The organism is Ponticaulis koreensis DSM 19734 (assembly GCF_000420665.1).
Lineage (GTDB): Bacteria > Pseudomonadota > Alphaproteobacteria > Caulobacterales > Hyphomonadaceae > Ponticaulis > Ponticaulis koreensis.
Map to the genome: position 1 here is coordinate 1,971,617 of NZ_ATVJ01000001.1, position 26,672 is coordinate 1,998,288.

Annotated in this window: 25 protein-coding genes and 2 riboswitches; of the genes, 11 read left to right on the forward strand and 14 right to left on the reverse strand. The window is 54.4% G+C overall.

Translation table 11 applies throughout. The features are described 5' to 3' along the window. Positions 1-200: 200 nt before the first annotated feature. The 3 genes from G523_RS0110030 to G523_RS0110040 are packed head-to-tail and all read left to right on the forward strand — an operon-like array spanning position 201 to position 2,618. Positions 201-1,157 carry a hypothetical protein gene (locus G523_RS0110030; RefSeq protein WP_022694927.1) on the forward strand — a complete coding sequence of 319 codons (957 nt, stop codon included), beginning with the start codon at positions 201-203 and terminating at the stop codon, positions 1,155-1,157. Between the two features lie 47 nt (positions 1,158-1,204). After that, positions 1,205-1,432, forward strand: coding sequence for a hypothetical protein (locus G523_RS0110035; RefSeq protein ID WP_022694928.1), 228 nt, complete (start codon positions 1,205-1,207; stop codon positions 1,430-1,432). Beyond that, complete coding sequence (locus tag G523_RS0110040; protein WP_022694929.1) at positions 1,422-2,618, forward strand: glycosyltransferase; 1,197 nt, start codon at positions 1,422-1,424, stop codon at positions 2,616-2,618. The genes G523_RS0110035 and G523_RS0110040 overlap by 11 nt, the downstream gene beginning before the upstream one ends. A gap of 9 nt (positions 2,619-2,627) precedes the next feature. On the opposite strand, the gene G523_RS0110045 is transcribed toward G523_RS0110040, so the two are convergent. From G523_RS0110045 to G523_RS0110065, 5 genes are all read right to left on the reverse strand, one after another. Continuing rightward, positions 2,628-3,377 carry a Stf0 family sulfotransferase gene (locus G523_RS0110045; protein ID WP_155802640.1) on the reverse strand — a complete coding sequence of 250 codons (750 nt, stop codon included), beginning with the start codon at positions 3,375-3,377 and terminating at the stop codon, positions 2,628-2,630. A gap of 49 nt (positions 3,378-3,426) precedes the next feature. Then, positions 3,427-4,614, reverse strand: a complete 1,188-nt coding sequence (locus G523_RS0110050; RefSeq protein ID WP_022694931.1) for a hypothetical protein — start codon at positions 4,612-4,614, stop codon at positions 3,427-3,429. A 156-nt stretch (positions 4,615-4,770) separates the two neighbouring features. After that, positions 4,771-5,214 (reverse strand): ribonuclease HI, encoded by a 444-nt coding sequence (rnhA, locus tag G523_RS0110055; RefSeq protein WP_022694932.1) that lies wholly within the window; start codon positions 5,212-5,214, stop codon positions 4,771-4,773. A gap of 65 nt (positions 5,215-5,279) precedes the next feature. Then, entirely contained in the window at positions 5,280-7,883 is a 2,604-nt protein-coding gene (locus G523_RS20360) for an ATP-binding protein (RefSeq protein ID WP_155802641.1), read from the reverse strand. Positions 7,884-8,031: 148 nt separating this feature from the next. Then, positions 8,032-9,006, reverse strand: coding sequence for a homoserine kinase (locus G523_RS0110065; protein ID WP_022694934.1), 975 nt, complete (start codon positions 9,004-9,006; stop codon positions 8,032-8,034). Positions 9,007-9,294: 288 nt separating this feature from the next. Between G523_RS0110065 and G523_RS0110070 the strand changes: the two genes are divergently transcribed. Then, positions 9,295-9,861 (forward strand): hypothetical protein, encoded by a 567-nt coding sequence (locus tag G523_RS0110070; RefSeq protein WP_022694935.1) that lies wholly within the window; start codon positions 9,295-9,297, stop codon positions 9,859-9,861. A gap of 54 nt (positions 9,862-9,915) precedes the next feature. Here G523_RS0110070 and ispH read toward each other — a convergent pair whose 3' ends face one another. Continuing rightward, positions 9,916-10,854: a 4-hydroxy-3-methylbut-2-enyl diphosphate reductase gene (ispH, locus tag G523_RS0110075; protein WP_022694936.1), complete on the reverse strand. Its 939-nt coding sequence runs from the start codon at positions 10,852-10,854 to the stop codon at positions 9,916-9,918. A 118-nt stretch (positions 10,855-10,972) separates the two neighbouring features. Here ispH and G523_RS0110080 point away from each other — a divergent pair, with 118 nt between their 5' ends. The 6 genes from G523_RS0110080 to gcvPB all read left to right on the forward strand — a co-directional run bounded on the left by G523_RS0110080 (position 10,973) and on the right by gcvPB (position 18,228). Then, positions 10,973-11,530 (forward strand): hypothetical protein, encoded by a 558-nt coding sequence (locus tag G523_RS0110080; protein ID WP_233347284.1) that lies wholly within the window; start codon positions 10,973-10,975, stop codon positions 11,528-11,530. Between the two features lie 33 nt (positions 11,531-11,563). After that, entirely contained in the window at positions 11,564-13,333 is a 1,770-nt protein-coding gene (gene argS / locus G523_RS0110085; RefSeq protein WP_022694938.1) for an arginine--tRNA ligase, read from the forward strand. A gap of 144 nt (positions 13,334-13,477) precedes the next feature. Beyond that, positions 13,478-13,567, forward strand: a riboswitch (glycine riboswitch). Positions 13,568-13,570: 3 nt separating this feature from the next. Further along, positions 13,571-13,654: riboswitch (glycine riboswitch) on the forward strand. A 44-nt stretch (positions 13,655-13,698) separates the two neighbouring features. Continuing rightward, positions 13,699-14,844: a glycine cleavage system aminomethyltransferase GcvT gene (gene gcvT, locus G523_RS0110090; RefSeq protein ID WP_022694939.1), complete on the forward strand. Its 1,146-nt coding sequence runs from the start codon at positions 13,699-13,701 to the stop codon at positions 14,842-14,844. A 54-nt stretch (positions 14,845-14,898) separates the two neighbouring features. Then, complete coding sequence (gcvH, locus tag G523_RS0110095; RefSeq protein ID WP_022694940.1) at positions 14,899-15,270, forward strand: glycine cleavage system protein GcvH; 372 nt, start codon at positions 14,899-14,901, stop codon at positions 15,268-15,270. Between the two features lie 40 nt (positions 15,271-15,310). Next, positions 15,311-16,660, forward strand: coding sequence for an aminomethyl-transferring glycine dehydrogenase subunit GcvPA (gene gcvPA / locus G523_RS0110100; RefSeq protein WP_022694941.1), 1,350 nt, complete (start codon positions 15,311-15,313; stop codon positions 16,658-16,660). Then, entirely contained in the window at positions 16,657-18,228 is a 1,572-nt protein-coding gene (gene gcvPB, locus G523_RS0110105; protein ID WP_022694942.1) for an aminomethyl-transferring glycine dehydrogenase subunit GcvPB, read from the forward strand. Before gcvPA ends, gcvPB begins: the two co-directional genes overlap by 4 nt. Before the next feature lie 7 nt (positions 18,229-18,235). Here the strand turns inward: gcvPB and G523_RS0110110 are convergent, their stop codons facing one another. Further along, on the reverse strand, positions 18,236-19,423 hold the full coding sequence (locus tag G523_RS0110110) for an acyltransferase family protein (protein WP_022694943.1): 1,188 nt from the start codon (positions 19,421-19,423) through the stop codon (positions 18,236-18,238). Between the two features lie 123 nt (positions 19,424-19,546). On the opposite strand from G523_RS0110110, the gene G523_RS18935 reads away from it, so the two are divergent. After that, positions 19,547-19,891, forward strand: coding sequence for a hypothetical protein (locus G523_RS18935; protein WP_022694944.1), 345 nt, complete (start codon positions 19,547-19,549; stop codon positions 19,889-19,891). A 9-nt stretch (positions 19,892-19,900) separates the two neighbouring features. Here G523_RS18935 and G523_RS0110120 read toward each other — a convergent pair whose 3' ends face one another. The 7 genes from G523_RS0110120 to smc form a co-directional block, all read right to left on the reverse strand. Beyond that, positions 19,901-20,137 (reverse strand): DUF2164 domain-containing protein, encoded by a 237-nt coding sequence (locus G523_RS0110120; RefSeq protein ID WP_022694945.1) that lies wholly within the window; start codon positions 20,135-20,137, stop codon positions 19,901-19,903. Positions 20,138-20,258: 121 nt separating this feature from the next. Beyond that, positions 20,259-20,825: a F0F1 ATP synthase subunit B family protein gene (locus tag G523_RS0110125; RefSeq protein ID WP_022694946.1), complete on the reverse strand. Its 567-nt coding sequence runs from the start codon at positions 20,823-20,825 to the stop codon at positions 20,259-20,261. Continuing rightward, positions 20,822-21,388 carry a F0F1 ATP synthase subunit B family protein gene (locus G523_RS0110130; RefSeq protein ID WP_022694947.1) on the reverse strand — a complete coding sequence of 189 codons (567 nt, stop codon included), beginning with the start codon at positions 21,386-21,388 and terminating at the stop codon, positions 20,822-20,824. The genes G523_RS0110125 and G523_RS0110130 overlap by 4 nt, the downstream gene beginning before the upstream one ends. Before the next feature lie 84 nt (positions 21,389-21,472). Continuing rightward, positions 21,473-21,697, reverse strand: coding sequence for a F0F1 ATP synthase subunit C (locus G523_RS0110135; protein WP_022694948.1), 225 nt, complete (start codon positions 21,695-21,697; stop codon positions 21,473-21,475). A gap of 95 nt (positions 21,698-21,792) precedes the next feature. Beyond that, on the reverse strand, positions 21,793-22,575 hold the full coding sequence (locus G523_RS0110140) for a F0F1 ATP synthase subunit A (RefSeq protein ID WP_407674751.1): 783 nt from the start codon (positions 22,573-22,575) through the stop codon (positions 21,793-21,795). 8 nt (positions 22,576-22,583) lie between these two features. After that, positions 22,584-22,949, reverse strand: coding sequence for an AtpZ/AtpI family protein (locus tag G523_RS18940; protein WP_022694950.1), 366 nt, complete (start codon positions 22,947-22,949; stop codon positions 22,584-22,586). Between the two features lie 130 nt (positions 22,950-23,079). Further along, positions 23,080-26,544, reverse strand: coding sequence for a chromosome segregation protein SMC (gene smc / locus G523_RS0110150; protein ID WP_022694951.1), 3,465 nt, complete (start codon positions 26,542-26,544; stop codon positions 23,080-23,082). Positions 26,545-26,672: the final 128 nt, after the last annotated feature.

The window sequence follows — 26,672 nt, forward strand, 5'->3', positions numbered from 1 at the left end:
GCTGATTGGAACGCGCGCGCAATGATGCAGAATGAATTGTTGGTCCAAAATACATATTTTCCAATATTGTGAGCGCTATTGCTTAGTGCCTGCGCAGTTACCAGCTCGCTAGGAGAGCCCTTGCCGGTTTGTATAAAATCAGGTTGCGTCGGCGTAAAATATCAGCATGACATGCCTGCGTTGATTATAGGGGACTTTGAGTGGCTAAAAAGAAGACCGTGTTTCTGCATATCGGTACGAACAAGACCGGTACGTCCAGCATTCAGCACCATTTCTTTCAAAACCGCGCCCTGCTGGCCAGCCACGGCATCTGCTACCCCGGCCTCGGACAAGACGCTGCCGCGCATCATGAGCTGCTGAGCTGGGTAACCCACCCGAAAAAGCATGAGAAACACCTCAAAGCGCTGCGTAAGGAAATTGCTCCATTCGATACCGCGATCATTTCCAGCGAGTCACTCTGCGATCTTGAGAAGCCGGAAACGCTGAAAGAGGTGTTCGCCGGTTATGACATTCGGATCATTCTGTATCTACGTGATCCTGTCCGCTATCTTCTCAGCTGGTGGCAGCAGGACATCCAGATGGGCAAGCGCTATCCTGATATGAGCCAGTATCTGGTCACCAAGCGCCGCTCCTATATCGATCTGGTTGACCGTTGGGTGGAGGTGTTCGGCAAGGCGAATGTCACCACGCATGTTTATGATCGTCAGCAATTGCCTAAGGGCGATGTTCTGCTCGACTTCAAAAACATCACAGGCACGAGTGATATTGAAGGCATGCAGCGCCTGCCATGGGATAATAACCCAAGCGTTTCGGGAAACCTTCTTTACTTCAAACTCGTCTACAATACGCTGCGTCTCCCAGATGCGACGAGCCAGAAAATGATTGATGGCCTGACGGATGCGTCCAAGCTGGATTCGACCTTCCGTATCGTGCCTAAGGTGCCTGAAATCCTGGCTGCGGGTACGCGCCGGATTTACAATGAAGAACTTAAAGAACTTCGTGATCGCCATGGGGTGGAAGTGCCTACGACCCGGTCTATCGATGGCGTCCGTATTCCTGAGTTGGACACAATCCGCCGTGATTTTCGCAAAGTCATGGAATTCTCCGAAGAGAAGGGCCTGCCCCTTGCTGAAATGGCGAAGTATGTGAAATTCTGATTGCGGAATCAGGCAACCAAACATGCGTCGGGGGCGCGCTTATCAGAATGTGGCCATTCAGTACCATCAAGAACAAGATTGTTTCGCTTACCCGCACGACGGTCAAAATGGAGCTGGAGGGTGAGTCGATCACTTTCCTGTCCGCTAAAGCGCTGGTGGAGATGTTTGATATGCGTCTCGCTCGTATCGAGACCGAAGCGCTCACGCGGATAGATGATCTGGAGCAGCAGGTCGAAAGCCTGAAACGCGAGCTCGAGCGCAAACATGAAGATTGATATCTGGTCGCCTCTGCCGCCGGTACCGAGTGGCATTGCGCACTATACCCAGCAGGTGTTTTCGACCGGATTTGATGACTTCGATATCCAGTTTGTAGATAGGGCAGGGGCACCGTTTCGTTCGGACGCCGTCCCGATCTACCAGCTCGGAAACAACCCGTATCACGAGTTCATTTACCTCGCTGCGCTGGACCGGCCAAGGATAGTGGAAATCCATGACTTCTCTGTGCACCATCTCGTCACCGAGATGACGCTCGCAAAGGGCGATAGGACGGCTTACGAATATGTGCTCGGCAAAGCTGCGGGAGAACGAGGTATCTCACTCGCGCAGAAGCGGGGTCAGAAAATGCCGGAGTACCACCCGCAACTTCAGTTCGAGATGCCGTTGCTGGAGCCGTTTATTCGCGATGCCTACCATGTGATTGTGCATTCGCGCTGGGCGCGTCAGCGTACTAAGATGATCCGCCGTGATGCACCGGTGTCAATGATCCCGCATTTCTGTCAGACGCCAGAAGAGAGCGGAGTGTCAGCAGATGCGCGTGGAGTTGTGCGCAAACGTTTGAATATTGCTGACGATGAGACAATGATCTTGTGTGCGGGATTTGTGACGCCGCCCAAACGGATCGATCTTGTCCTGAAAGCACTGGAGCGTTGCCAAGAAGCAGGCGATACGAAGTTCAGACTGGTGATCGCGGGGGAGGTAATGGACTCGGGCGTTCTGCGTCTCATCCAGAAGTTTCCGGATCAGTCCCGCATTTCCTTGCTAGGCTACACAGATGAAAAACAGTTCGATGAGCTGTTCATGGCGGCCGATCTTGTTCCGGCGCTCCGCTGGCCGTCGGTTGGAGAATCGTCAGGCGTTGCATCGCGGGCAGTGGGCTTCGGAAAGCGCACACTCGCGTTCAATCTGAAAGCCTTCGCTGATTTGCCGAAAGCGTGTGCCGACCTGATTTCCCTCGGTTCAGATGAGGAGATGGCGGCGCAGATCGCCGACGCATTCTCTGAGCAAATCCGCGGGCAGGGCCGGGCTGTGGATCAGAGCGCGCTTGAATTATATTTGTCCGAAAAGGCAGGGCTTGGTGCCGTCCGGCAGAAATATCGCCAGCTGTTCGAGCATATCGCGGATGTAGGTCAGCAGGCTGTGACCGATATGCGTCAGACGCAGCTGAGCGTTGGAAGAGAGTAGGCCTGACGCCTACTCTTCAACCATCCATTCAAATTCGGAACCCGCCAGCGCAGCTTTGACTTCATCAAAGTTTTCAATGTCGTTGCGGATACCTGCGCTTGTTTTGCGTAGGGTGATTTCCTGCTGCTCAATGCCAAGCATCATGTAGGAGCAGATGATGTTGTACGCGTCGAGCGGGTTCTGCTCGATGTGTTCTTCATAGGTGAGGTGCAGCATGTCGATGCCCTTCTCCTCAAAGAAGTTCATCAGGCGCTGTTCTTCTGTTTTGGCCTTACGAAGCAGCTCGACGAGCGTGTCTGCTTTAGATGCAGAATCGTAATCGTGCAGATCCTTCAGATCGAGCGTGATCGCCTTCTTCTCCGGCTTTGGGCCATCGTCCGCTTTCACGTGATATAGCGACAGTTTTGAGGCTTTTACCGCGCTGATATAGCGACGCAGCGTGTTGTGACGCTGAAGGAAAATAAAGGTCGTGTCGCCAACTGCATGATAGTGCTCGATGACGTCTTCAATCTTCACATTCGGGTTCTTGTAGAAGTTAATCGGTTTAACTTCATACCCGACATGGCGCTTGGGTTGAGGGAGGTTGTCGATCAGTGAAACATAGTCGCCAACCTGCCATTCAGTGGTCTTGGCGCCTTTCTGTTCCTGAAGCGTTACAATCTCTTCAAACCAGGCAATTTTGGTGTGTTTGGCAAGCATTTTGGCGATCACGGTCGAGCCGCTTCGGCCAAAATGTACCAACATAATCTTATTCGTCACACCAACCTCCTAATTACTTTTTTTCTTTGATTTCATTGAAAGAGTTTTGTCAACTCACCTTCTGCTTGCACTCCAGCATCCGGTTTTTTATGTCCGGAGACAGGCGTAAACGCTCGAACTCAGGTGTTGACTCATTCAGTGCCCTTTCAAATGACGCGTAGAAGTTGCGTGCGATATCTACATTGTTTCTGGCGAGTGCCCGCTCGCATTCTGTCAGATGTGTTTCGGCTTTCTGGCGAAGCAACACCATCCGGCTTCTTTCAAGCATATGTTCGATTAAACGACCGGTCTCTTTGGACGGGTTTATTTGATCGAAATTGCTTGCTTCCATGTGCGGCGCCCAGTCCGGCGTAAGATCGCTCGCTTTAAGCCCCTGATAGCGGGTCGCAAGCTGCGCATTGTCTTCGAAGAAGGCGGCCTGAAGTTTGGTCGCGCGATCGATGCCCAGGCGCAATGGCGTCTGCACCGGATAGGACTGGAAATACTGAATGTGACGCGTGCGCAAATCGGGCACGGACATGACGGCCTCAATCATGGAGAGGTCAAGGCCCATGGTCAGGGAGTCTTCGGCATTCTCTATAATGTCAGACTCGATGCTGGCTGGACCCGCATCCATGCCCTTGAGCGGGAATACATCGTTCTTGAAGGCCGAGAGGCGAATGCTGGAAATTCCGAAAACGCTCGCCCACTTCTTTACCATGCCCAGATAGTCGTAATATGGGGTAGATGGCTTCACGACGTTAAAGCTCGCGCGGGATATTGGCTGCCCGAAAAGAACCGAATTCGTGATAGCGCTGATTGCCATATCGATTTGCGGACGCAGATGAAACAACACGGTCACGTTTTCGAATAAGCCGTCGAACAATGTTTTAAGCTCGGAAATCCATTCTGGCTTGGTCAGACGAGAGTGAGCGTGTTCGCAGCTCAAGAAGAAGACGTCCGCGCCATTCTCGCGCGCTTTCATGACTTCGTTCTCAAGCTTTTCGCGGGTTTTTTCGCGAAATTTGACCTGTGCATCGGCGCTCTGAATGCCGAACATCTCCAGACTGTCATCCTTCTCAGAGAAAGGACGCGCATATGCGATCAACTTTCGATGGTTCGCCGGGAAAAACGGAGCACCCATACTGGCGGAATACCAGAGTTTGCTCTCGGCCAGCTGGCTGCGATAATGGAACAGAACTTTCTGCCAGTTAGCGGCCCCCGTCTGTTCCGTCCCGACGTGCAATAGAAGATGCATAACTTCAGTACCCCTGCACAATACAAAATAAGCGTTTCAGCTGAAACGCTTCCCCCAATTTCATCAGACACTATCGGCAGTGGTGCGAGTTATCCATCGTAAATCGTGAGATTTTTTGGGGAATTGATCGCTGAGGCGACATCATTGGAAAGATTTTTAGCGCGGCTGTTCGCTGGCGCCTTTTCGCGCCAGTTCATCGGCTCTCTCATTACCCTCATCGCCTGCGTGTCCCTTGACCCATTTCCATTTCAAGTGAGGGTGACGGGAGGCGGCAACATCAAGTCTCTGCCATAGATCTGCGTTCTTAACCGGTTTTTTCGCGGCCGTTTTCCAGCCATTGCGTTTCCAGTTATGGATCCACTTGTTCAGACCGTCCTTCACGTATGTAGAGTCGGTATGTAGCGTGATGTGGTAGCCATCTTTAACAGCCTCAAGCGCGACAATGGCGGCCATGAGTTCCATACGGTTATTTGTGCTTTCGGGCTCTCCGCCATAAAGCTCTTTCTTGTGTGCGCCGCTTATTAGGAGCGCGCCCCAGCCGCCGGGGCCGGGGTTTCCGGAGCAGGCTCCGTCTGTCCAGATTTCAACTGATTTAGTCATCACACAGGTTGAACCGAGCTTTGAGCGTAGCGTCAATTTCAGAAGTGCAGTTTCACCCAGATTTTTCAGGCGTCTTCGGTTTTAGCTTCTATTGTCGGGGCTGAAGTGAAGATTGTGATGAGGCTTTGCAAGTCGACAGGCTTGGTCAGCACATGATCGAAGCCGACAGCCTTGTAATGTTCGACCTGATGGGTCATCGCGTTGGCGGTGAATGCAACATATTGGGTACCAAATCGGCCTTTCTCCTGATCGATTTGTTTCATTCTGATGAGTGCGTCGATTCCATCCATAACGGGCATCTGGATATCGAGGAAAACGAAACTGAATGGCGCCTTCTCATATGCGCTGACCGCATCCAGACCGGTCTCAACGATCAGAGGGGAGATTCCCAGACCATCCATCAGTACATCAATAACCTTGCGGTTCACAGAATGGTCTTCGGCGACCAGAACCTGAGTACTGTTCTCGAAGCTGACTGGCACTTCGGCATCGTTGATGATTTGACTATCTTCGGAAACGAGTTCAGCCGGAATGGAAAATTCGATCCGTGTTCCTGAGCCTACGGTGGAACTCGCGTAGATGCTTCCATTCATCAGTTCGACAAGTTGTCGGGAGATTGCGAGGCCTAGACCCAGCCCGCCAAAGCGGCGCGTGGAGGAACTGTCAGCCTGCATGAACGGTTCAAAAATCGTCTTCAGTTTGTCGGATGGTATGCCTTGGCCAGTATCTTCGACTGAAAACCAGAGACAAATTTTGTTATCCGCGCCGCCAGTCTTGTTCGCCCAGCATCTGACTTCGATACTACCGCTGTCTGTAAATTTCAGCGCGTTGGTGATCAGATTGTAGAGGATCTGGCGGATACGTGACGCGTCGCCGTTTACCAGAAGGTTTTCGCTGATACTCGGCACAAAGCTGAGTGAGAGTTCTTTTCTTTCGGTGCTTGCTTCGAAAAAGACTCTCGTCTCTTCGAACAACTCGCGTGGCAGAAATTCGTTGTTTTCTATGATGATCTTTTCGGACTCGATACGTGAAAGGTCCAGAATATCGTCAAGAACTGTTGTCATCAACTTGCTTGAACGCTGTATGAGCGTCACGAGCTCAGACTGGCGATCATCGAGTTCCGTTTTTTCGAGCGCACCGGCGAGGCCGATGACACCGTTCATCGGCGTTCTTACTTCATGACTCATGTTGGCGAGAAAACGCGATTTTACTTCGCTCATACGTCGAGCATCATCTCGCGCATGTATGACTTCGCGGTTCTTTCGGAGCATAAGAAAAGCGAATGCAATGGAGAGAGTCAGTAGTAGTCCGAACAGGGCGGACAACCATTGGAACAGTTTGATCGTTCGTTGCTGGAGAGTGTTCTGCAGGTTCAGCAGATTTGCGCGTTCGGTAATCCGGTCTGCTTCTTCCTGCAGATATTGCATCTGATTGGCGGCAAGCGCCTGGATTTCGTCATCCAGTGCAACGGCCTTCGTCTGGTGGAAGGTCAGCATTGCATTATAAGCGCTTTCAATATCTCCGGAGAGCGCAAAGAGCCTTGCCTCGAGTTCCGCGACGATGAACTGGTTTCGGTTTGTGAGTTGCGCTTCAGGAAGTGCGCTTAGCGTTTGGAAGTAGGCTTCAGCAAGTTCTTCGTTACCCGAACGAATGGCTGCATCAACAGTAGTGACAGCCCATTCGAACTGTGTGCGGTCTTTTTCCTGGAAATATGGCTCTGCCTCAATAGAGCATTCCATAGCGAGCTCATTATTACCACGGGCAAGGTTCAAAAGTGCGCAGCTATGAAGAGCATCTCCGCGCAGATATTCGTATACGCCCGTTTCCGTGGCGGTCAGAAACGTATTGGTCAGGCGCTCAAGCTCATCAATCCGGTTATGTGAATACAGCAATGTTGCAAGATCATGTGGCGTTGAACTGACCGTGTAGGGCAGCATCAAGTCCTGAATGGTCCAATATTCGCGAGCAAGCAGTTCGACGATTTCTTCAGGCGAGGTATGTGCCTCGAAGACCCTGATTTCTAGTTGGGCAACATCAAACTGGACCAGCTCGGAAACGGGGTGTCTATTCGTGAACGCCGTAATATCTCGCATGACATTTGCGGCGTCGATGTCCTGATCCAGTTGCAAAAGGAAGATAGATTGTAAGATCAGAGCCCGGACATACTCATCAGTCGTGAAGTTTCGTGCGCGCAGGAAAGCGTCGATCCGATCCAGCCCCATGTGATAGTTATTAGACGTCGACGTCTCATACCCGATGGCGGTGAGTGTTCGAAACGATGAGGATACTTCGAGTCCTGTTTCTGCGAGAAACGCGTTCATCTCTTCTAATACGCGAGGATAATCCGAAAGGCCCATAAAGGAATCGTGGAACACGTATTCCATGTGCCGTTCGAGAAGTTCACTCTCAGGCAGGGTCTCTTTCAGGGCTTCAAAATCATGATAGTCGCCCGGCATAAAATAGCGAGACAGAATGTCTTCGGCCAATTGAACTGCAGCGTCGGGCCAGTTTTCAGCGGTCGCCGTAGTTATGGTGTTGCGGGTTGTCTGTGGTTCATTCTGAGCTGAAGCAGGCGCGCTTAGAAAAAGGGCGAGCGCAGAGAAAACTGCAATGCCACAGCTTGCCGTGCAGCTGAGCGAACGTGTCGAGACTTTGTTTATTTCGCCCACGCCGGCTTCCACCTATAATGCAGTTTACCTGAAGAGTGGTCAGGATTCCTGAAAAATGGGAAGCAGAAGCTGATGAATGTCAGGTTAGCGCTTTACTATTTGATGGTGTTTTGTCGTTTTTTTTTGAATATGGGCTACGTTGGCGGGATTAGCTGGCGATATATCCGTAATCTTCCACGGTTCGTGCCAATCGGTGGAAACCCAGCTTTTCTGCGTACTCGACCGGATTTTTCGGGCGCACGAGCGCGTCGGCTGGCGTATCCGTCCAGTCGACGAGGCGTGTCAGGAAGAAACGCATAGCCGCGCCATGGATGAGTGCTGGAAGAGCTTTGCGTTCGGCTTCGGTGAAGCTGCGCACGCTATCATAGCCAGCCATCAAGGCTCGGCCTTTGGTCATGTTGAATTCGCCGCGCGCTTCAAAGCACCAGGCGTTGAGCGCGATCGCGACATCATAAGCCAGCATGTCAGTGCAGGCAAAATAGAAGTCGATAACCCCGGAAAATGTATCACCGAGGAAGAACGCGTTATCCGGGAAAAGGTCTGCGTGGATAATGCCTCGTGGCAGGGTTTCAGGATCAGGCCACTGGTCGTGCAAACGATCCAGATCACCAGAAATAAGCGTGGCAAGGTTGGGAGCCAGCGTGGCGGCAACGCTCTCGCGGCCGTCATAAAGCTCATCCCATGCGTCGATGGACAGATTGTTCGGACGTCCGAGAGAGCTTGTCTGTAGCACAAGGTGCATGCGCGCCATGGCTTCGCCAATCTGGCGGCACTGGTTTGCGTCCGGCCGTCGCGGAGACATGCCCTTCAGAAAGGTGACGATGGCAGCTGGCTTATCGAGGAGTGTCTGAAGCGCCGACCTATTCTTTCCTTTGACCGGCTGAGGGCACGGGAAGTCTGCGGCAGACAAGGCTTCCATCACACCCATGAAGAAGGGAAGATCGTCCGGGTTTACGCGCTTCTCATAGAGGGTAAGAATGAAGCGCGCCTTGGTGGTCTCAAGGAGGTAGTTGGAGTTTTCAACGCCCTCTGCAATGCCTTTAAAAGCAACCGCTTCACCGATGTCATATCGGGTCAGAAAGTCGTTCAGTGCGTCGTCATCAACTTCAGTGTATACAGCCATGCGCTTCCTTCACATGAGAGCCCCATCGGGTCAATTGAGCAGTTGTCGCGGGTTGGTTGTATTGAACGATAGTGGCTCACCTTTTTGTTGAGCAGGCTGCACTCATTTTGTGCATGATGATCGATAACATTCAAGAAACAGGGCTGTTGCTCCAGTTCTTGGAACGAAATGCCAAATTGATGACTTATTTCGTTCTTAAGCGTGACCCGGTATTGCGTACGTGTCCATTTTCGGAGACGACGGGATCACATCAGCCTGGGGACAGGCATTTGAAGAATGAGGTTGATTATGCATTTCAGGACACTTGGTGTTTCCATTTTGGCGCTCGGGCTTGCCGCATGCGGGGGACAGGATGAGCCAGCGCCGGTAGCTTCGACACCTGCCCCTGAAGAAGTCGTTGAGACGCCTTCTAATCCGCAGAATATGAGCTGGGAAGGTGCTGCACTCGTTGGCGCGCTTAGCGCAACTGAGCAGGTCACGGTAACGCCGGGTGCTGCAGCAGTTACGCTGGTAAACACAAATATCGGCGGTATGAGCTCTGGCGGAGAAACGTCTGGCGCATCCATTGAATACACTGGGCCAACGCTCGGCAGCCTCGACGGTCAGACGGTTACAGTTAGTTTTTCAGCGCGCGCGTCAGGCGGTCAGGCGAACCGCGTCGCGGTCGCTTATTCTACGAATGCTGCAGGCAATAGCGGGTGGGAACGCTTTGATCTGACGTCTGAATTCGCAGAGTATTCTTTCGACTACACCATTCCGGACATCGTTGATCCGGCGTCAGACTTTGTCGGCTTCTGGCCAGCTGGCGACACAGTGGTCGAACTGGAGTCTGTCTCTGTGGCGGTAGCTGAATAAGTTTGGTGAAAGCTAAAAACGAAGGCGGTGCTGAAGAACGCCGCCTTTTTTGTATCAGATTGCTAGTATTCGTGGGAGTTTGAAGGTCACGTGCTCATCTGTGACGCGGATTTCTTCCATCGAGACGTCGAACCTTTCGCGGCAGGCATCGATCAAATCGTCGACGAGGATTTCAGGTGCGCTGGCGCCCGCTGTGATGCCGAGCGTTGAGACGCCCTCAAGCCAGCACCAGTCTACGAAATCGACCGATGCGATGAGGCGCGCGGCCTTTGCGCCTGAACGTAGCGCCACATCTACAAGTCGTTTCGAGTTCGAAGAGTTTTCCGCGCCGATGACCAGCACCAGATCAGCGCCTTCAGCCATGGCTTTTACTGCTTCCTGACGATTGGTCGTTGCATAACATATGTCTTCTTTATGCGGTGCTGAAATGGACGGGAAACGGCGCTGTAGTACGCCGATAACTTCGGCCGTGTCATCTACTGAGAGCGTGGTCTGTGTAACAAACGCCAGATTGTCCGGATTTTCGACGCTGATCGTCTCAGCGTCTTGTGGCGTTTCAATCAGACGAATCGTTCCGTCAGGCAGCTGGCCCATTGTGCCGACGACTTCGGGGTGGCCAGCATGGCCGATCAGAAGAATGTCACGGCCGGCATCAGCATGTTTCTGAGCTTCAACGTGAACTTTAGAGACGAGCGGACAGGTCGCATCGACGTAAATCATCTCGCGAGACGCGGCCTCAGCGGGTACGGATTTTGGCACGCCATGGGCAGAAAAAATGACCGGACGGTCGTCAGGGCACTCATGCAGTTCTTCTACAAACACCGCGCCTTTGGCCTTCAGGCCTTCGACAACATGGGCGTTGTGAACGATTTCGTGGCGCACATAAACGGGTGGTCCCCATTTAGTCAGCGCCTCTTCGACGATCTGAATGGCACGGTCTACGCCGGCGCAGAATCCACGCGGGGCAGAGAGGCGGATCGTCAGTGACTGCATGTTTTCTTATTACCTCTTGTTCACACGGCACAATGCGCCGTTGCCAGTTCGGGTTTGCACCGTTATCACGCTCTAACAGATGGTGTCCTTACAGAAAACGGCCAAGGAGTTGTTTCACGTGCGTCTTTTAGTGTCTTCTACCCTTGCCGGGTCCGCTTTGCTTCTTTCAGCCTGTTCCACTTTGGATGGCCTGGACACCCGCACGAACCAGGGGCCATGCCCTGCTGCCGGTTCTGTGTATGAGGCGCAGCGTGTGGTCGAATTCAACGGTGAAGGTGATCAATACTATGACATCGAGTATACCGGCGAAATTAACGGTGTGCGACTGTTCTGCCGTTATGTAGAGGACAATCCGATCGAAGCACAGATCGAGATCGATTTTGCATTCGGTCGCGGAGAAGCTGCGACGGCAAACCAGCACACATTCAACTATTTCGTAGCTGTGACGCGTACAAACCGCGCGGTGATCGAAAAGCAGGTCTTCCCTGTGAATGTTGAATTCCGTAATGGTCGTCAGGTTGTGACAATGGAAGAGACTGTAGGTCGCATCGTGATCCCGCGCGCTGATTCTTCAATCTCCGGCGCGAACTTTGAAATTCTTGTGGGCTTTGAGCTGACCGATGAACAACGCACGTTCAACGAAACCGGTCGTCGCTTCCTGCTCCAGACACAATAACCAGTACAGTTCAGTAAATAAGGAAATCCGGTCATGGCGGACATAGCGTCCGAACTGTCCACGGCATGTGGACAGGCGTTTGAAGCAATTGGTCTTGAAGCAAAACTCGGCATGGTTCGCCGATCTGACCGCCCGGACCTCGCAGATTTCCAGTGCAACGGCGCTATGGCGGCGGCTAAGGCTGCGCGCCGCAACCCGCGTGAGATTGCGGGCGAGCTCGTTGAGAAACTGTCTGGCCATCCTGCCATTGCGGACATCACGGTGGCTGGCCCTGGCTTCCTGAATATCAAAGTGACTGAAGAGCTTCTCGCAGGCCGTGTACAAGGCGTGCGCGAAAGTGAATTTGCAGGCGCGGACCAGAGCGCAGACACCAAAACCATTGTGATCGATTTTGGCGGCCCGAACGTTGCCAAGCCAATGCACGTTGGACACCTGCGGTCTGCCGTTATCGGCGACACTCTGAAGCGTCTTTGTCGTTTCCTCGGCCATACCGTTATCGGCGATGCGCACCTTGGCGACTGGGGCCTTCAGATGGGCCAGCTGATTGTCGGTCTTTCCGAAGAGCAGCCTGACCTGCCTTACTTTGATGTGGGTAATGAAGGTCCGTTCCCTGCCGAAAGCCCGGTCACGATTGAAGATCTTGCGCGGCTTTACCCGCTTGCATCCGGCAAATCCAAGTCGGATGAGGCGTATCGCGAGCTTTGCCAGAAAGCCACGGCAGAGCTACAGGCTGGCCGTGCGGGCTATCGTGCGCTTTTGAAACATTTCATCGATGTGTCGGTTAAAGCGCTGAAAGTCGATTATGACCGTCTCAATGTGTCGTTCGATCTCTGGAAAGGCGAAAGTGACGCGGATCCGTTCGTCGCGCCAATGGTCACTGACTTGAAAGATCGCGGCATTGCCGAGGAAAGTGATGGCGCGTGGATTATCCGCGTGGCGCGTGACACCGACAAAGGCAAAACCGAAATGCCGCCGTTTATTCTCGTGAACTCACGAGGTGGCGTCGGCTATCACACGACTGATCTCGCGACGATTTTTGACCGCGCGCAGAACATCAAGCCGGATACCATGCTGTATGTTGTGGACCAGCGTCAGGCGCTGCACTTCCAGCAGGTTTTCCGTGCGTCTGAAAAAGCGGGCTATTTCCCGGAAGCAGGTCTGGAGCATATCGGTTTCGGCACGGTGAATGGTGATGATGGCAAGCCGTTCAAAACGCGTGACGGCGGCACCGTGCGCCTTTCCGACCTGAACCGTATGGCGCTGGAAGAGGCTGAAAAGCGTATCTCCGAAGCAAACCTCTCTGACGATCTGTCAGAAGAAGAGGTGCGCGATATCGGTCTGAAGATTGCGCTTGCAGCGACACGTTTCTCTGATCTTCAGAATACCCGGACTACGGATTACAAGTTCGATCTGGAGCGCTTCACAAGCTTTGAAGGCAAAACTGGTCCGTATCTCCTTTACGCAGCAGTTCGCATCAAAGCGCTTCTGCGCCGCGCAAAAGGCGAGGGAAATGCTGCGGGCGCGATCAGGATCGTCAGCGACACAGAACGTAAGCTCGCGATGCAGATGGACGGCTTTAACACGGCGCTGGAGCAGGCGTTTGAGAAGCGTATGCCACACTTCCTCTGCGAGCATATCTACAACCTCGCTCAGGCGTTCTCAGCATTCTATGCAGCCCATCCGATCGCTGCGGAGAAAGACGCAGAGCTGCGCGCATCGCGACTCGGTCTGTGCGAAGCGGTGTTGAACCAGCTTGAAACGGGCCTCGACATTCTGGGTATTAAAACCCCAGAGCGCATGTAGTGCCTCAATAAGGAGCAGGAAATCGCTGATTTTCTGCCGAATTTGCAAGAACTGGGGATAGGCCGCGGAATCTGCGGCCTGTCATTTGACTCTCACCTTGTGAGTCATACTCTTTGACTCGCGTAATGTTTACGCATAGAGACCACGCTCTCGACGGGAGACACCGGGATTAGCCCCGGGGCCGAAGGCGCAACCGCCCCGGAAACGCTCAGGCAAAAGGACCGTTGAGAACGAAAACGCTGGAAAGAGGCAAAAAGCCTCGCCGACGGAGCAAGTGAGCGCGTTTCTGGCTCACGGAATCTCTCAGGCACCGAGACAGCGGGGGCTGGCTGCGACACGCGGCTGCTAACCCGTTGGAGTGCATTTTGAGTGACCATCCGCCGCTAGCGCAAACCCCTTTGCATGATGTTCATGTCCGCCTCGGCGCGAAAATGGTCGGCTTTGCCGGTTATGACATGCCAATCCAGTTTGAAGGCGTCATGGCCGAGCATAAGTGGACTCGCGAACACTGCGGTCTGTTTGATGTCTCCCATATGGGACCATGTCTTCTGACCCTTCCTGGCGGTCCACGTGAAGATGAAGACGCGCACATTGAAATTGCCAAACTGATCGAAACGCTCGTTCCGGGTGACATTCAGGGCCTTGAGCCAGGTCAGGCCCGGCTGACCGTGCTGCTCAATGAAAACGGCGGCATTCTCGATGATCTGATCATCACCCGTCCGTATGAAGGCGACCAGCAGGGCCGTCTCTACATCGTTGTGAATGGTGCGACTAAAGGAGACGACTGGGCGCTGATGAACGAAAAGCTCGGTGATCTTGCTGATCTTGAGCGCCTCGATAACCGAATTCTCGTAGCTCTTCAGGGGCCTGACGCTGAAGCCGTTGTGAGCGAAAGCTTCCCGGAAGCAGCCTATCTCGGCTTCATGGAAAGCCGCCGTATGGTCTGTAAAGACCTCACTTGCATCGTGTCACGTTGTGGCTATACGGGCGAAGACGGTTTTGAAATTCTCGTTCCGGCGTCAGGTGTCGGTCATATCGTCGAACTGCTGGGCGATGAGCGTGTAAAGCCGATCGGTCTTGGCGCGCGCGACAGCCTTCGCCTTGAGGCAGGTCTCTGTCTTTATGGGCATGACCTTGATCCTCAGAAAACGCCTGTCGAAGCGTCTCTCACATGGCTGATCTCCAAGAACCGCCGCGCAGCTGCAGACTTTCCGGGCGCGACGAAAATTCTCGACCAGATCGCTAATGGCGCGCCGATCCGCCGCGTAGGCATCCAGCCAATGGACCGTGCGCCAGCGCGCGAAGGCACCGAGATTTACGCAGGTGACAAGAAGATTGGCGAGATCACATCAGGTGGTTTCGGGCCAACTGTCGAAGGCCCTGTGGCTATGGGGTATGTCGACCGCGAGTTTGCCAAAACGGGCACTGAACTGACGCTTATGGTTCGCGGTAAGCCGCGCGCCGCGAAGGTCGCAAAGCTTCCGTTCGTTCCGCACAATTACAAGAGATAAGGCGTCTGGTCGGGCACCAGATATATGCCGGGCAGTTTGAAAAGGGGTAAGGCAATGACTGTTAAGTACACAGAAGATCATGAATGGGTGAGCGTTGAAGGTGACACCGCGACTGTAGGCATTACCTCCTATGCCGCTGAACAGCTTGGCGATGTTGTCTTTGTTGAGCTGCCTGACGTTGGCGCTAGTTTCGAAAAAGGTGACGATATGGCTGTCGTCGAGAGCGTAAAAGCTGCCTCCGACGTTTATGCGCCTGTGTCTGGCGATGTCATCGAAGCTAATACAAAGCTCAGCGATGCGCCTGAAACCGTCAACGAAGCTCCCGACAGTGAAGGCTGGTTTGCGAAAATCAAACTGTCAAATCCCAGCGAGCTCGATTCGCTGATGGACGACGCTGCATACAAAGCTTTCTGCGCAGACCTCTAAGCGGTCTGACACTTAAACCAGAAATTCTGAGAGAGGCATAATGAGATACCTCCCGCTTACACAGGAAGACCGCGCAGATATGCTGTCGGTGATCGGCGCAAACAGCGTCGATGATTTCTACACAGACGTCCCTGAAAGTGCGCGCCTGCCAGGCACTGTGCCGGGCCTGCCGGACCATCAGGGCGAATTCGCCGTTGAACGCTATCTGACCAAACTGGCCAGCAAGAACGTCACAGCATCTGACTCAGCCTTCTTTGTGGGCTGCGGCGCCTATAAGCACCATGTTCCGGCGAGCGTCGACATGGTGATCCAGCGCTCTGAATTTCTGACGACTTACACGCCGTACCAGCCGGAAATCGCGCAAGGCACGCTTCAGACCCTGTTTGAGTTCCAGACGCAGGTTGCTGAAATCACCGCAATGGATGTCGCCAACGCGTCCATGTATGACGGCGCAACATCCTGCGCAGAAGCTGCGGTCATGGCATGCCGCGCGACGCGCCGTAAAAAGGTTGTTCTGTCCGGCGGTCTCCACCCGCATTATGCAGCGTCCACAAAGCTTCTTTGCGAAGCGCAGGGCATTGAGGTTGTCCAGCTGCCAGCCGCGATTGATGGCGAGCTTGAACTTGCTGGTGCAGTCGACGACGCAACGGCCTGTGTGATCGGCCAGAGCCCGAATGTGTTCGGCACAATTACCGACATGACGCCGGTTGCTGATGCCGCTCACGAAAAGAAAGCGCTGTTTGTGTCTGTCTTCACAGAAGCGGTCAGCCTTGGCCTCGTGAAGCCGCCAGGCGAAATGGGCGCAGACATTGCTGTAGGTGAGGGACAGTCCATTGGTAACTCCCTCAATTTCGGTGGCCCTTATGTTGGACTGTTCGCAGCGACGCAAAAGCTGGTTCGCCAGATGCCAGGCCGCCTGTGCGGTGAAACAACTGATGCTGAAGGCAAGCGCGGCTTCGTGCTGACGCTCTCAACGCGTGAGCAGCACATTCGCCGCGACAAGGCGACGTCTAACATCTGTACAAACTCCGGCCTTTGCGCGCTGGCGTTCACAGCGCACATGACGCTTCTCGGCGGCAAAGGTCTGCACGACCTTGCTGTTCTGAACCATGAGGCAGCGTGTGATCTGGCGGACGCTCTGGAAGCCGTAAATGGCGTTGAAATCCTCACGCCGCGCTTCTTCAACGAGTTTGCCTTCCGTGTGCCAATGAATGCAGCTGACGCGCTTCAGGGCCTTCTGGACCGTGATGTTGTTGGCGGTGTGCGTGCATCGCGCCTCTATCCGCATGAGGATGAGCTCTCCAACGTCATCGTTTGCGCGGCAACAGAATGCACAACATCTGAAGACATCGCCGCCTACGCGTCAGCCCTGAAGGAGATCCTCTCATGAGCATGAACTCTCAAGGCCGCCCATCAGCGCCAGTTGCCGCGGGCTCTCAGCGTGACACTGAAACGGTATCGGGCTCCAAAGGCCTCTACCAGTTTGAACCGCTGATCTTTGAAACAGATCGCTGGGGCAAAACCGGTGTGGACTTTCCAAAAGCCAAAGGCAACAAGTCGCGTCTTGGCGGCGTAGAACGTGCGGGAAAGGCTGAGCTGCCGGGCCTGTCCGAGCCTGAAACGGTTCGCCACTATATGCGTCTGTCACAGCGTAACTACGCAATCGACCTTGGTCTCTTCCCGCTGGGTTCATGCACTATGAAGCACAATCCGCGTCTGAACGAGAAAATGGCGCGTCTGCCGGGCTTTGCTGACATTCACCCGATGCAGCCTCAGGCGAGCGTGCAGGGCGCGCTGGAGCTGATCGACGAGCTGGCGACATGGCTGAAAACGCTGACAGGCATGCCGGCCGTTGCGATGAGCCCTAAGGCAGGCGCGCACGGTGAGCTGTGCGGCATGCTGGCAATCCGTCAGGCGCTCATCTCCCGCGGTGAGGCCGATACGCGTAAGCGCGTGCTGGTACCTGCATCTGCGCACGGCACGAACCCTGCGACAGCTGCCCAATGCGGTTTCATTGTAGACGAAATCAGCGCTGACACGCGTGGCCGCGTCGACATTGATGACCTGCGCTCGAAGCTGGAAAAGACAGATGATATCGCCGGCATCATGCTGACGAACCCGAATACGTGCGGTTTGTTCGAAACCGACATCAAGGACATCGCTGATCTTATCCATGAGGCTGGCGGCTATTTCTATTGTGACGGCGCGAACTTCAACGCGATCGTTGGTCGTGTGCGCCCGGGTGACCTTGGCATCGACGCGATGCACATCAACCTGCACAAAACCTTCTCTACGCCGCATGGCGGTGGCGGTCCGGGTTCCGGCCCGACCGTGCTTTCAGAAGCGCTCGCGCCATTCGCGCCTGTACCATTCATTCTGAAGGGCGAAGACGGTTTCCGTCTGGTGGAAGAGGCTGAGGAAGAAGCCAAAGAGAGCTTTGGCCGTATGGCAAGCTTCCACGGTCAGATGGGAATGTTCGTACGTGCTCTGTCTTATATGCTGAGCCATGGCGCAGATGGTCTGAAACAGGTCGCTGAAGATGCTGTTCTCAATGCCAACTACATTCAGGCCAAGCTGAAGACGGTTATGACGCCTGCGTTTGACGGCTTCTGCATGCACGAGGCGTTGTTCTCGGACAAGTTCACGGCTGAAGGCATTGAGACAATCGATATCGCGAAAGCGCTCATCGATGAGGGCTATCACCCGATGACCATGTACTTCCCTCTGGTCGTGCATGGCGCGATGCTGATCGAGCCGACCGAGACAGAGAGCAAAGCCGAGCTCGACCGTTTTTGCGGCGCTCTGGAAAGCGTAGCCCGCCGCGCGGCACAGGGCGATGATACGCTGAAAGGCGCGCCATATCTTGCGCCGATGAAGCGCCTTGATGAAACACAGGCAGCACGTAAGCCGGTTCTGAAATGGGCGCCGCCCGCGCCTGAACAGCTGGCCGCTGAATAATCACACGCTAAGGCGCGACGGTTTCATTCAGTCGCGCCTTTTCCTTGTCTGTTTGCGGCTTGCGGAACCGCTTGGTGAGGAAGCGCAGTGCAGGCTGTTCGAAGAAATGATAGATGATGGCCGCAAATAGGGTCGAACCGATCACCATACCCGTCATGAAGAGGGCGTTATCGAATATGCCTTCGGAGCCAAGGCGGAACATATTCAGTGTGCCCGGTGCCATACCGAGCATCGTTTCAGCTTTTGCCGCGATGATAGCACCGATGATGGGCAAGCCCGCAATCACGAAATGATGGCCCAGATAGAGTGAGAACGACCAATCGCCTAACCGGCTAAGCGGCTTGAGCCACTCGCTTGTTGCGCGGGCCTGAAGGCCTGCAGCGCCGTACAGAAGCATGGCGCAGGGCAGGGTGAAAACCAACATACGGCCCCATTCCAGCGTGAAGCGGTTCGGATATGGGTGGAGCAGTGTTGCTGCGATGAAGGCAACGACACCTAAGCCGAATATAGCGGCAGGGAAGAATGGTTTGTCCTGCTTCAGGAACAGATAGGCGGTGAACGCGCCGACGATGAACTCAACAGTGTGCACAGAGAAGGCGAGCTTGAGGTAATCGGCTGCATAGGCAGCGGACCAGCCCATGGCTGCGCCACCCAGAACTATGATGGCCCATAGCCCTAAAAGGGTTGGCATGTATTTGCGCGGTGCAAGCAGGATGAATGCGAAGACGATGTAGAACCAGACCTCATGCACCAGCGTCCAGCCCAGGCCGAGAATTGGGAAATTCGGCTGAGGGAGAAGGAAGATGGATCTGAGAATATGGTTCAGCGGGTCATTATCGTACTGCGCCAGAGCCGCTGCATCATATGGTGTGCCGTAAGACAGGAAGAAGAACAGCGCCATCATGCCGGAGAACAGCCACCAAGGTGGATAAATCCGAAAGGCACGGGCCAGCAAAAAGTCTTTCACCGTTGCGACGCCGGAAGGTCTTGAAAAGGTCACATAGACCATGATGAATCCGGAAATCACAAAGAACAGGTCCACACCGGCCCAGCCATTGGAGAACAGCCCGCCTACCAAGGCATATTCATCGGTTCCCATCTCGCGCGCATACTCGAATTCAATGGCGCGGATATGGTAAAACACTACGAGATAGGCAGCGAAAGCGCGTAAGGCCTGGATCAGGTTCAATCGCATGGTGTGCTTCGTCCCGGTTAAAATCACATACACGCGTTGGTAAGCGCTTATCCGTCAAATAATGGCCGGTTCGCGCGCTTTGTCCAATTGCTTTATAACTCTGCTTACCCCATATCGACTTTCATGATCGCTCCGAACGAAAATCCTTCATCTCAGACAGAGAAAGCTGCCGCATCTGCGACGCAGGCCCCTCCGTCTATGGTGAAGCAAGGTGTAGCCGCAATTATCCGGTCTGCTCTGGCGATTCTCGGTGCGATTTTGATCCCGCTTGGCGTGATCATCGCCTTCCTGACGCCGATCATTCCTATTGGTCTGCCAATTGTGATTCTGGGTGTGGTGCTTTTGGCCCGCAATGCGGTCTGGGGACGTCGCTGGCTGCAAGGTATGCTGGCCCGTCATCCAAGCCTTGAACGGTTCGCGCCTGACTGGCTGTTGCGTCTTATCTTCGGCGAACACAAAGACAGCTAGCGACAGCGCTTATTTCTCCAGTTGAAGCAAATCTTCCGATAGCCGCTCGATCTGCTGAGTGAGGGCCGCCTGCGTGTCGTAGATCGCCTGATTGTAGACAGCAGGTCCAATTTCTTTGATGAGATAGTCCAGGAAAAATCCGGCTTCAAAGCTTCCAACGTCGGCATCCAGTTCCTCTGACATATAGGCCTTAATACCATCGATCAGATGATCTCTCTGCGCATCGGAGAGTTTGATGTCGGCCATATTCGGTGCCTCCATGGTTTGCAGCTGGCGCCTAGGATTGATGAGGTCGCGCGCAAGGGCAACAAAAAACGCCGCTTCGTGGGAAGCGGCGTTCTTAAAGTTCTTATCGGTTCAGCAGAGCTTAGAGCGCTGACTTAACCTGACCCAGTGCCTGAGTGAATGTGTCTGCGCCGGATGTCTTGTCCGCGTTAGAGCGAACCAGATCTGCTGCAGCACGTGTCGCAGCATCAGCCGCTACGCGCTTTACAGCACGGGTAGCTTCTTCTTCTGCGCGCGCAATGCGTGCTTCAACCTGAGCTTCGCGACGGGCGACCATTTCAGTCAGGTCTTTGTCAGCTTGCACCAGCATAGCTTTTGCATCTGCTTCAGCCTGACGAACAATGGCATCGGCCTGATCAGCAGCTTCCTGCTGACGACGCTCAGCCTCTTTCAGCATTGCTGACGCTTCTTCACGAAGCTTCTGCGCTGAATCGAGTTCGCGTTGAATTTCCTCTGCGCGGGAGTCGAGTGTTTTCCCGATCGCTTTGAACGCACCAAGGCGCCATACGATAAGCAGGAAAATGATCAGGACACCGGTCGCCCAGTAGGTAGAATTGAAGTACCAAGGGTCACCAGCGGCAGCGAATGCTGCCGGAGACGCGATTGCTGCTGCTGTTGTAAGCGCAGCAATGTTTGAAATGCGCATCATGCTGACACCTCATCCATAGATTTGCTTACAGAAGCCGCGATTTCAGCATCAGCAGCAGATGTACCAAGCTGAGCGAGGATTGCAGACGTCGTAGACGTTGCGATCTCTGCGACATTCGCCATCGCTGTAGCCTTCATCGTTTCGATGCGAGCTTCAGCTTCCGCAAGTTTGGCGTCAAGTTCAGCCGTTTTTGCAGCGCTTGTCTCAGAAATCTTTGCGTCGATCTCAGAGCGGGCTTTTTCCGCGTTTGTGCGCGCTGCGGCCCGCGCCGCTGCCAGTTGCTTGTCCGCTTCGACCAGAGCTTCGTCTGCTTCGGACTTCATCCGAGCAGCCTCATCAAGGTCGGAAGCGATCTTGCCTTTACGCTGCTCGATGACCGAACCCAGCTTAGGCAGGATCAGTCGGGAAAGCAGCAGGTAAAGGATGGCAAAGGAAATCGCCAGCCAGAAAACCTGAGAAGAGAAGGTGCTTGCTTCAAACGCCGGGAATGCAGACGCGGCATGGTCAGCGCCATGCTCTGCTACATGTTCCAGGTGTTCTGCACCGTGGGTTTCTTCCGCCATGGGTGGATGACCTTGTTCTTGTGGTTACGGGCCTCGTTCTAACGTAGAGGCCCGTGCGTTGCTTGTTTGGTAGAAACTACCAGACTAGACCACGAAGAGCAGGATCAGGGCGATCAGGAACCCGAAGATACCGAGAGCCTCGACGAGAGCGAAGCCAAGGAACAGGTTACCTTGCTGTTGTGGAGCTGCAGATGGGTTGCGCATTGCAGCGTCGAGGTAGCTTGAGAAGATGTTGCCAACGCCCAGAGCTGCACCAAACATAGCGAGGGTTGCGAGACCCGCGCCAACGTACTTCAGACCTTCTTCCATGGTAATAACTCCCCTAAATGGAATTTGTGCTCGTGAAACCTACTCTGTCCGCTACGTCAAGTCTTGGTAACGGACTTTATTGAGTAACTAACCTCTTAGTGAGACGGGTGGAATGCATCATTCAGATAGATGCATGTGAGAATTGCGAAAATATACGCTTGCAGAAACGCTACAAGAAATTCGAGAGCTGTGATGGCGATAGCCATGACGAGCGGTAGCCAGAAACCGACCACACCAACAACCTCGAGAGCCGAGAGCGCTTCGCCTGTTGCGACTGTCGCGAGCATGGCTGCGCCGAAGCCGACAAAGAGTTTGAGAACGATGTGACCAGCAAGAATGTTACCGAACAGACGCAGAGACAGCGTAACCGGGCGAACGAAGAAAGAGATGATTTCCAGCGGCACCAGCAGGATCAACAGTGGCCATGGAACACCTGATGGTGCGAACAGTTTGAAGAATTTCAGACCGTTCTTCATGAGGCCGTAAATGATCACAGTGAAGAAGACGAGCAGCGCAAGAGACGCTGTCACAATCACTTGTGAAGTCGTCGTGTAAAAGAGCGGAACCATGCCGAGCATGTTCGCGGCGAAAATGAACATAAAGAGCGAAAAGACGAGCGGGAAGAATTTGAACCCTTCCTCACCGATCGTGTCACGGATCATGTTTGCGATGAACTCGTAACCGACTTCACCAACTGACTGGATGCGGCTTGGCACGATAGACGCTTTAGACGTCACGATCATGTAAAAGCCAACAACGAGCACAACTGCAAGCAGCATAAAGAAGCTGGCATTGGTGAATGAGATGTCGAACCCTGCAAGCTCTGGGAGTTTGATCCAGTCTGTAATGACAAACTGGTGCATTGGGTCGAGTTCCATACGAAACATCATGCCTGTTCGTGCCCCTTATTTGCTTCGTCAGTCTTTGCCGGCGAAGCATCAATCGTCGTTTCCGCGTTGCGCTTAGCCTGCTGTTCGGCAGTACGCAACATCAATCTGAAGCCAGCGGCTATTCCTAGCAGCATCAGAACCAGTAACCCCCAGGGTTTTGTTCCCGCCACATGGTCAAGCGCCAGACCAAAAACTAATCCGACCAAAGCTCCCCCGACAAGGTCGAGGACCATTTTCATGCCAAGACCGTAGCCTGCGGCAGATGATGAGCCAGGTTTGCGTTCCGTCTTCGCCTTGTGTCTCGCCTGCGCTGCAGCGATGCGCGCAGCCAGATCGTCTTGTTCTGGCGAATTAGGAGGCATGAGCCCACCGTGAATGAAAAATTAAGCTGTGACCGAAGTCGCGCGGAAACTAGCCATGTGCAGTTGCGAAGTCAAGCAAGCTGAGAAAGTCTAGTGCATTGTAAATATACAGAAAAAATAATATCTCTGACTATTCAGCTGCGACTAATTGTTCCGCAGTGCCTAAATCCACTGAAACGATACGCGAAACACCTTGTTCCTGCATGGTGACGCCAAACAAGCGGTCCATACGGGACATGGTGACGGGATTGTGCGTGATCGTAACGAATCGCGTCTGTGTCCGGCTCTTCATTTCTTCGAGCAGCCGGCAGAAACGGTCGACGTTTACATCATCTAGTGGAGCGTCGACCTCGTCGAGGACACATATCGGTGCGGGGTTAGACAGGAAGACCGCGAAAATAAGCGCGGTTGCCGTTAGCGCCTGCTCGCCGCCGGACATCAGATTGAGCGATGTAACCTTTTTACCTGGCGGTTGGGCGTAAATCTCAAGGCCGGACTGGAGCGGGTCATCCGCCTCAACTAGCTTGAGTTCTGCCTGACCGCCATTGAAGAGCGCGGTGAACAGGCTCTGGAAATGCTCGTTGACCGTTTCGAACGCTGCGAGCAGGCGGCCGCGACCTTCTTCATTCAGCGCGTGAACGCCTTCGCGGAGTTTCGCGATGGCGGCGGTAAGGTCGGCTTTTTCTTCATGCTGGGCACCAAGACGCTCAGCAAGTTCTTCAGCGTCTTTCTCCGCGTCCTGATTCACGCTGCCAAGCGCGGCGAGTTCATGCTTCAGGCGAGCAAGTTCGTTTTCGAGCTCTTTCGATTCGCGTTCCATCCACTCTTCTTCGAGTGATGATTTGGCAAGCTGGATCAGGCCGTGCGGCTGACGGTTAAACTGGGAGCTGGCGAGTTCGACTGCATCGTTCAGGCGTTCTTTGGCCGTTTCGAGATGAGCCTGCGCCATGACTGTAGCTTCACGCGCCTGAGTCGCGGCTTCTTTGGCGCGGCGTGCCTCGGCCTCTGTTTCGCGTGAACCTTTTTCGGCTTCGGCGTGTAGGTCGGCAGCTTCCTGACGTTTTACTTCCAGGGCCTGAAGCTCTGCAGCAAGCGTTTCAATCGCTTCGTCAACGCGTTCCGGGCCGGCTTCGACCGTTTCCAGCGCAGTGCGGGTCTGTGTGCGTGCTGCTGTCAGTTCCGAGATTCGAGTCTGTGAGCTATTCAGGCGTTTGGTCCATTCCTGAACTTCACGTTCCAGGCCGCGCTTGCGTCCTTCCAGACGCTCACGGTTGCGCTGCAAATCGGAAAGGGAGTTGCGAGCCGCCTGTTCGTCCTGACGGAGTTCATGAATACGGCGGCGGACTTCACTCAGCTCCGCTTCAGCCTTGGCTTCGTCGCCTGATGCGGACACATCCTGCAGAGCGTCGACTGCTGCTTGCGCATCATCACGTTGCTGACGCGCTTCAGAGACGGTGGACTGGAGATTATCGCGCTTCAGGCTGGCGCGTTCCAATTCCTGCTCGGCGCGGAAAACAGATGCGCTCGCTTCGTTTCGTGCTTTCTGCAGGGACGGGGCGTGGGCGCGCAGATCGCGAAGTTCGGACTCGGCTTCGCGGCGGCGCGTTTCGATATTGGCTTGAGCTGCCTGAGCCGAAGCCAGATTTGATTCCAATTGCGGAAGCTCGGCCTGACAGGCTTCGAGACGGTTTTTCTGTTCAAGCTGTTCAGCCTGAGACAGTGGCGCATCACTACGGCGGATATAGCCATCCCAGCGCCAGAGGCCGCCTGTTCTGGAGACAATTCGCTGACCAACCTGTAGCTGACCGCGCAGCGTGTTTGCCTCAGCGTCAGTTTCGACAACACCGCATTGTGCCAGACGGCGGTCCAGTTCGGACGGCGCTGAGCAGACGGAGTTGAGCGGCGTTACACCAGCCGGAAGTGACGGGTCGGATCCTCTGTCCGCACCCGCCCAGTAAGATGGGGCATTCGGATCAGTCGGGGCATTGAGATCATCGCCAAGCGCAGCGGCAAGCGCGCGCTCATAGCCAGCCTGCGGGCTGAGGGAATCCATAATCGGCGGCGCAGACGAGCTTTCAGCCTTCCGTAACAGGCGTTCAAGGCCCGCAATCTCGGCTTTGACACTGCGCAGCGCGGTATCGGCCTCTTTAACCGGTTCGCCTACAGTTTCTTCCTCGCGGCGAAGGGCGAGTGAGCGTTGTTCGGCTTCAGAGATAGACGCCGCCATATCTTCAAGCGCGGATTCGGCGTTCGCCAGTTCGGTGCGCGCGGTTTCAAGAGCTGTTTCCAGCGCCGATACATCCGGCAGGCGGGAGAGCTCTGCTTCCAGCTGGCTCAGGCGAGCATTTGTCTGGTTCAGGCGATTGCTGAGATCGCGGCGATTGCGTTCTGCTGCTTCACGCTCGGCGCGTAGGCGAGCGAGGGTTTCAGTCGCGGTCTGTCCGGCAAGCTCAGCTTCATTGAGGTCCTTCTGCACCATTTTCAGTCGGCCCTGAGCTTCCATCTGGTCGCGTTCGAATACAGCTGGATCCATGCTCGGAAGAGAGGCAAGCTGCCGTTTGGCATCTTCAATGCGGGATTCAGCGTCCTCAGCTTGTCCCTGTTCGCGCTCGATGTCGGACACAATGCGCTTCAGATCGGAGGCATGGCGTTCTAACGCAGTCTCGATGGCACGCTTTTCGGCCTGAAGCTCGGTCATACGGACTTTAGCCTGACCAACGCGGCCGGAGGCTTCGGTTTCAGCCAGGCGAAGTGGTTCAATTTTCTCGCGAGCCTGAAGCGCGGTACGCTCGGCCATAGCGTCTTTGATCGTCAGTTTTTCAACGCTGGCACGCGCTTCACGAAGCGCCTGTTGGTGTGTGTCGACTGCTTCCTGCGCCAGCGACCAGCGGCGATGGCAAAGCAGAGCTTCGAGGCCGGTGATAACCGCGGACAGGTCTTTATGCTTGCGAGCTTTTCGTGCCTGACGTTTCAGGCTTTCTAGCTGACGTTCCACTTCCGAGGAGAGATCATCAAGGCGTTCAAGATTGCTCTCTGCACCGCGTAGCTTCAGTTCGGCTTCGTGGCGGCGCGTGTTCAGGCCTGCAATACCCGCAGCTTCTTCAAGGAGGCGGCGACGGTTTTGCGGCTTGGATCCGATTAGCTCGCTGATCTGGCCCTGACGAACCAGCGCGGGTGAGTTCGCACCTGTCGAGGCATCTGCGAAGATGAGCTGGATGTCCTTACCGCGAACAGTCCGCCCATTCACTTTATAGGTGGAGCCAATACCGCGACGAAGACGACGCAGTATTTCCAGCTTGTCATTATCGTTGAATTCCGGCGGCGCTCGGCGATCCGTATTGTCGATCACCAGCGTCACTTCGGCCATTTCGCGGGCAGGGCGTTTGGCCGTACCGGAGAAAATGAGATCGTCCATTTCGCCGCCACGCATAGCGCGCGCGGAGCTGGCACCCATCACCCATCTCAGAGATTCCAAAAGGTTCGACTTACCGCAGCCATTCGGCCCGACAATACCCGTCAGCCCCGGCTCAACATAGAAGTTGACCGGATCAACAAAGGATTTGAACCCTGCAATTCTGATCTCGGTGATCTGCAATCAGGACCTCAATTCCGGAGAGCAAACGTCTCCATAGCTTACGACTCTGCAGCATCGCTAGATTCGCAAGACGTTACGATACCAGAACGAATTCGTGTCAGAAAGTCTGTGTAAAACTCGAAAAGAGG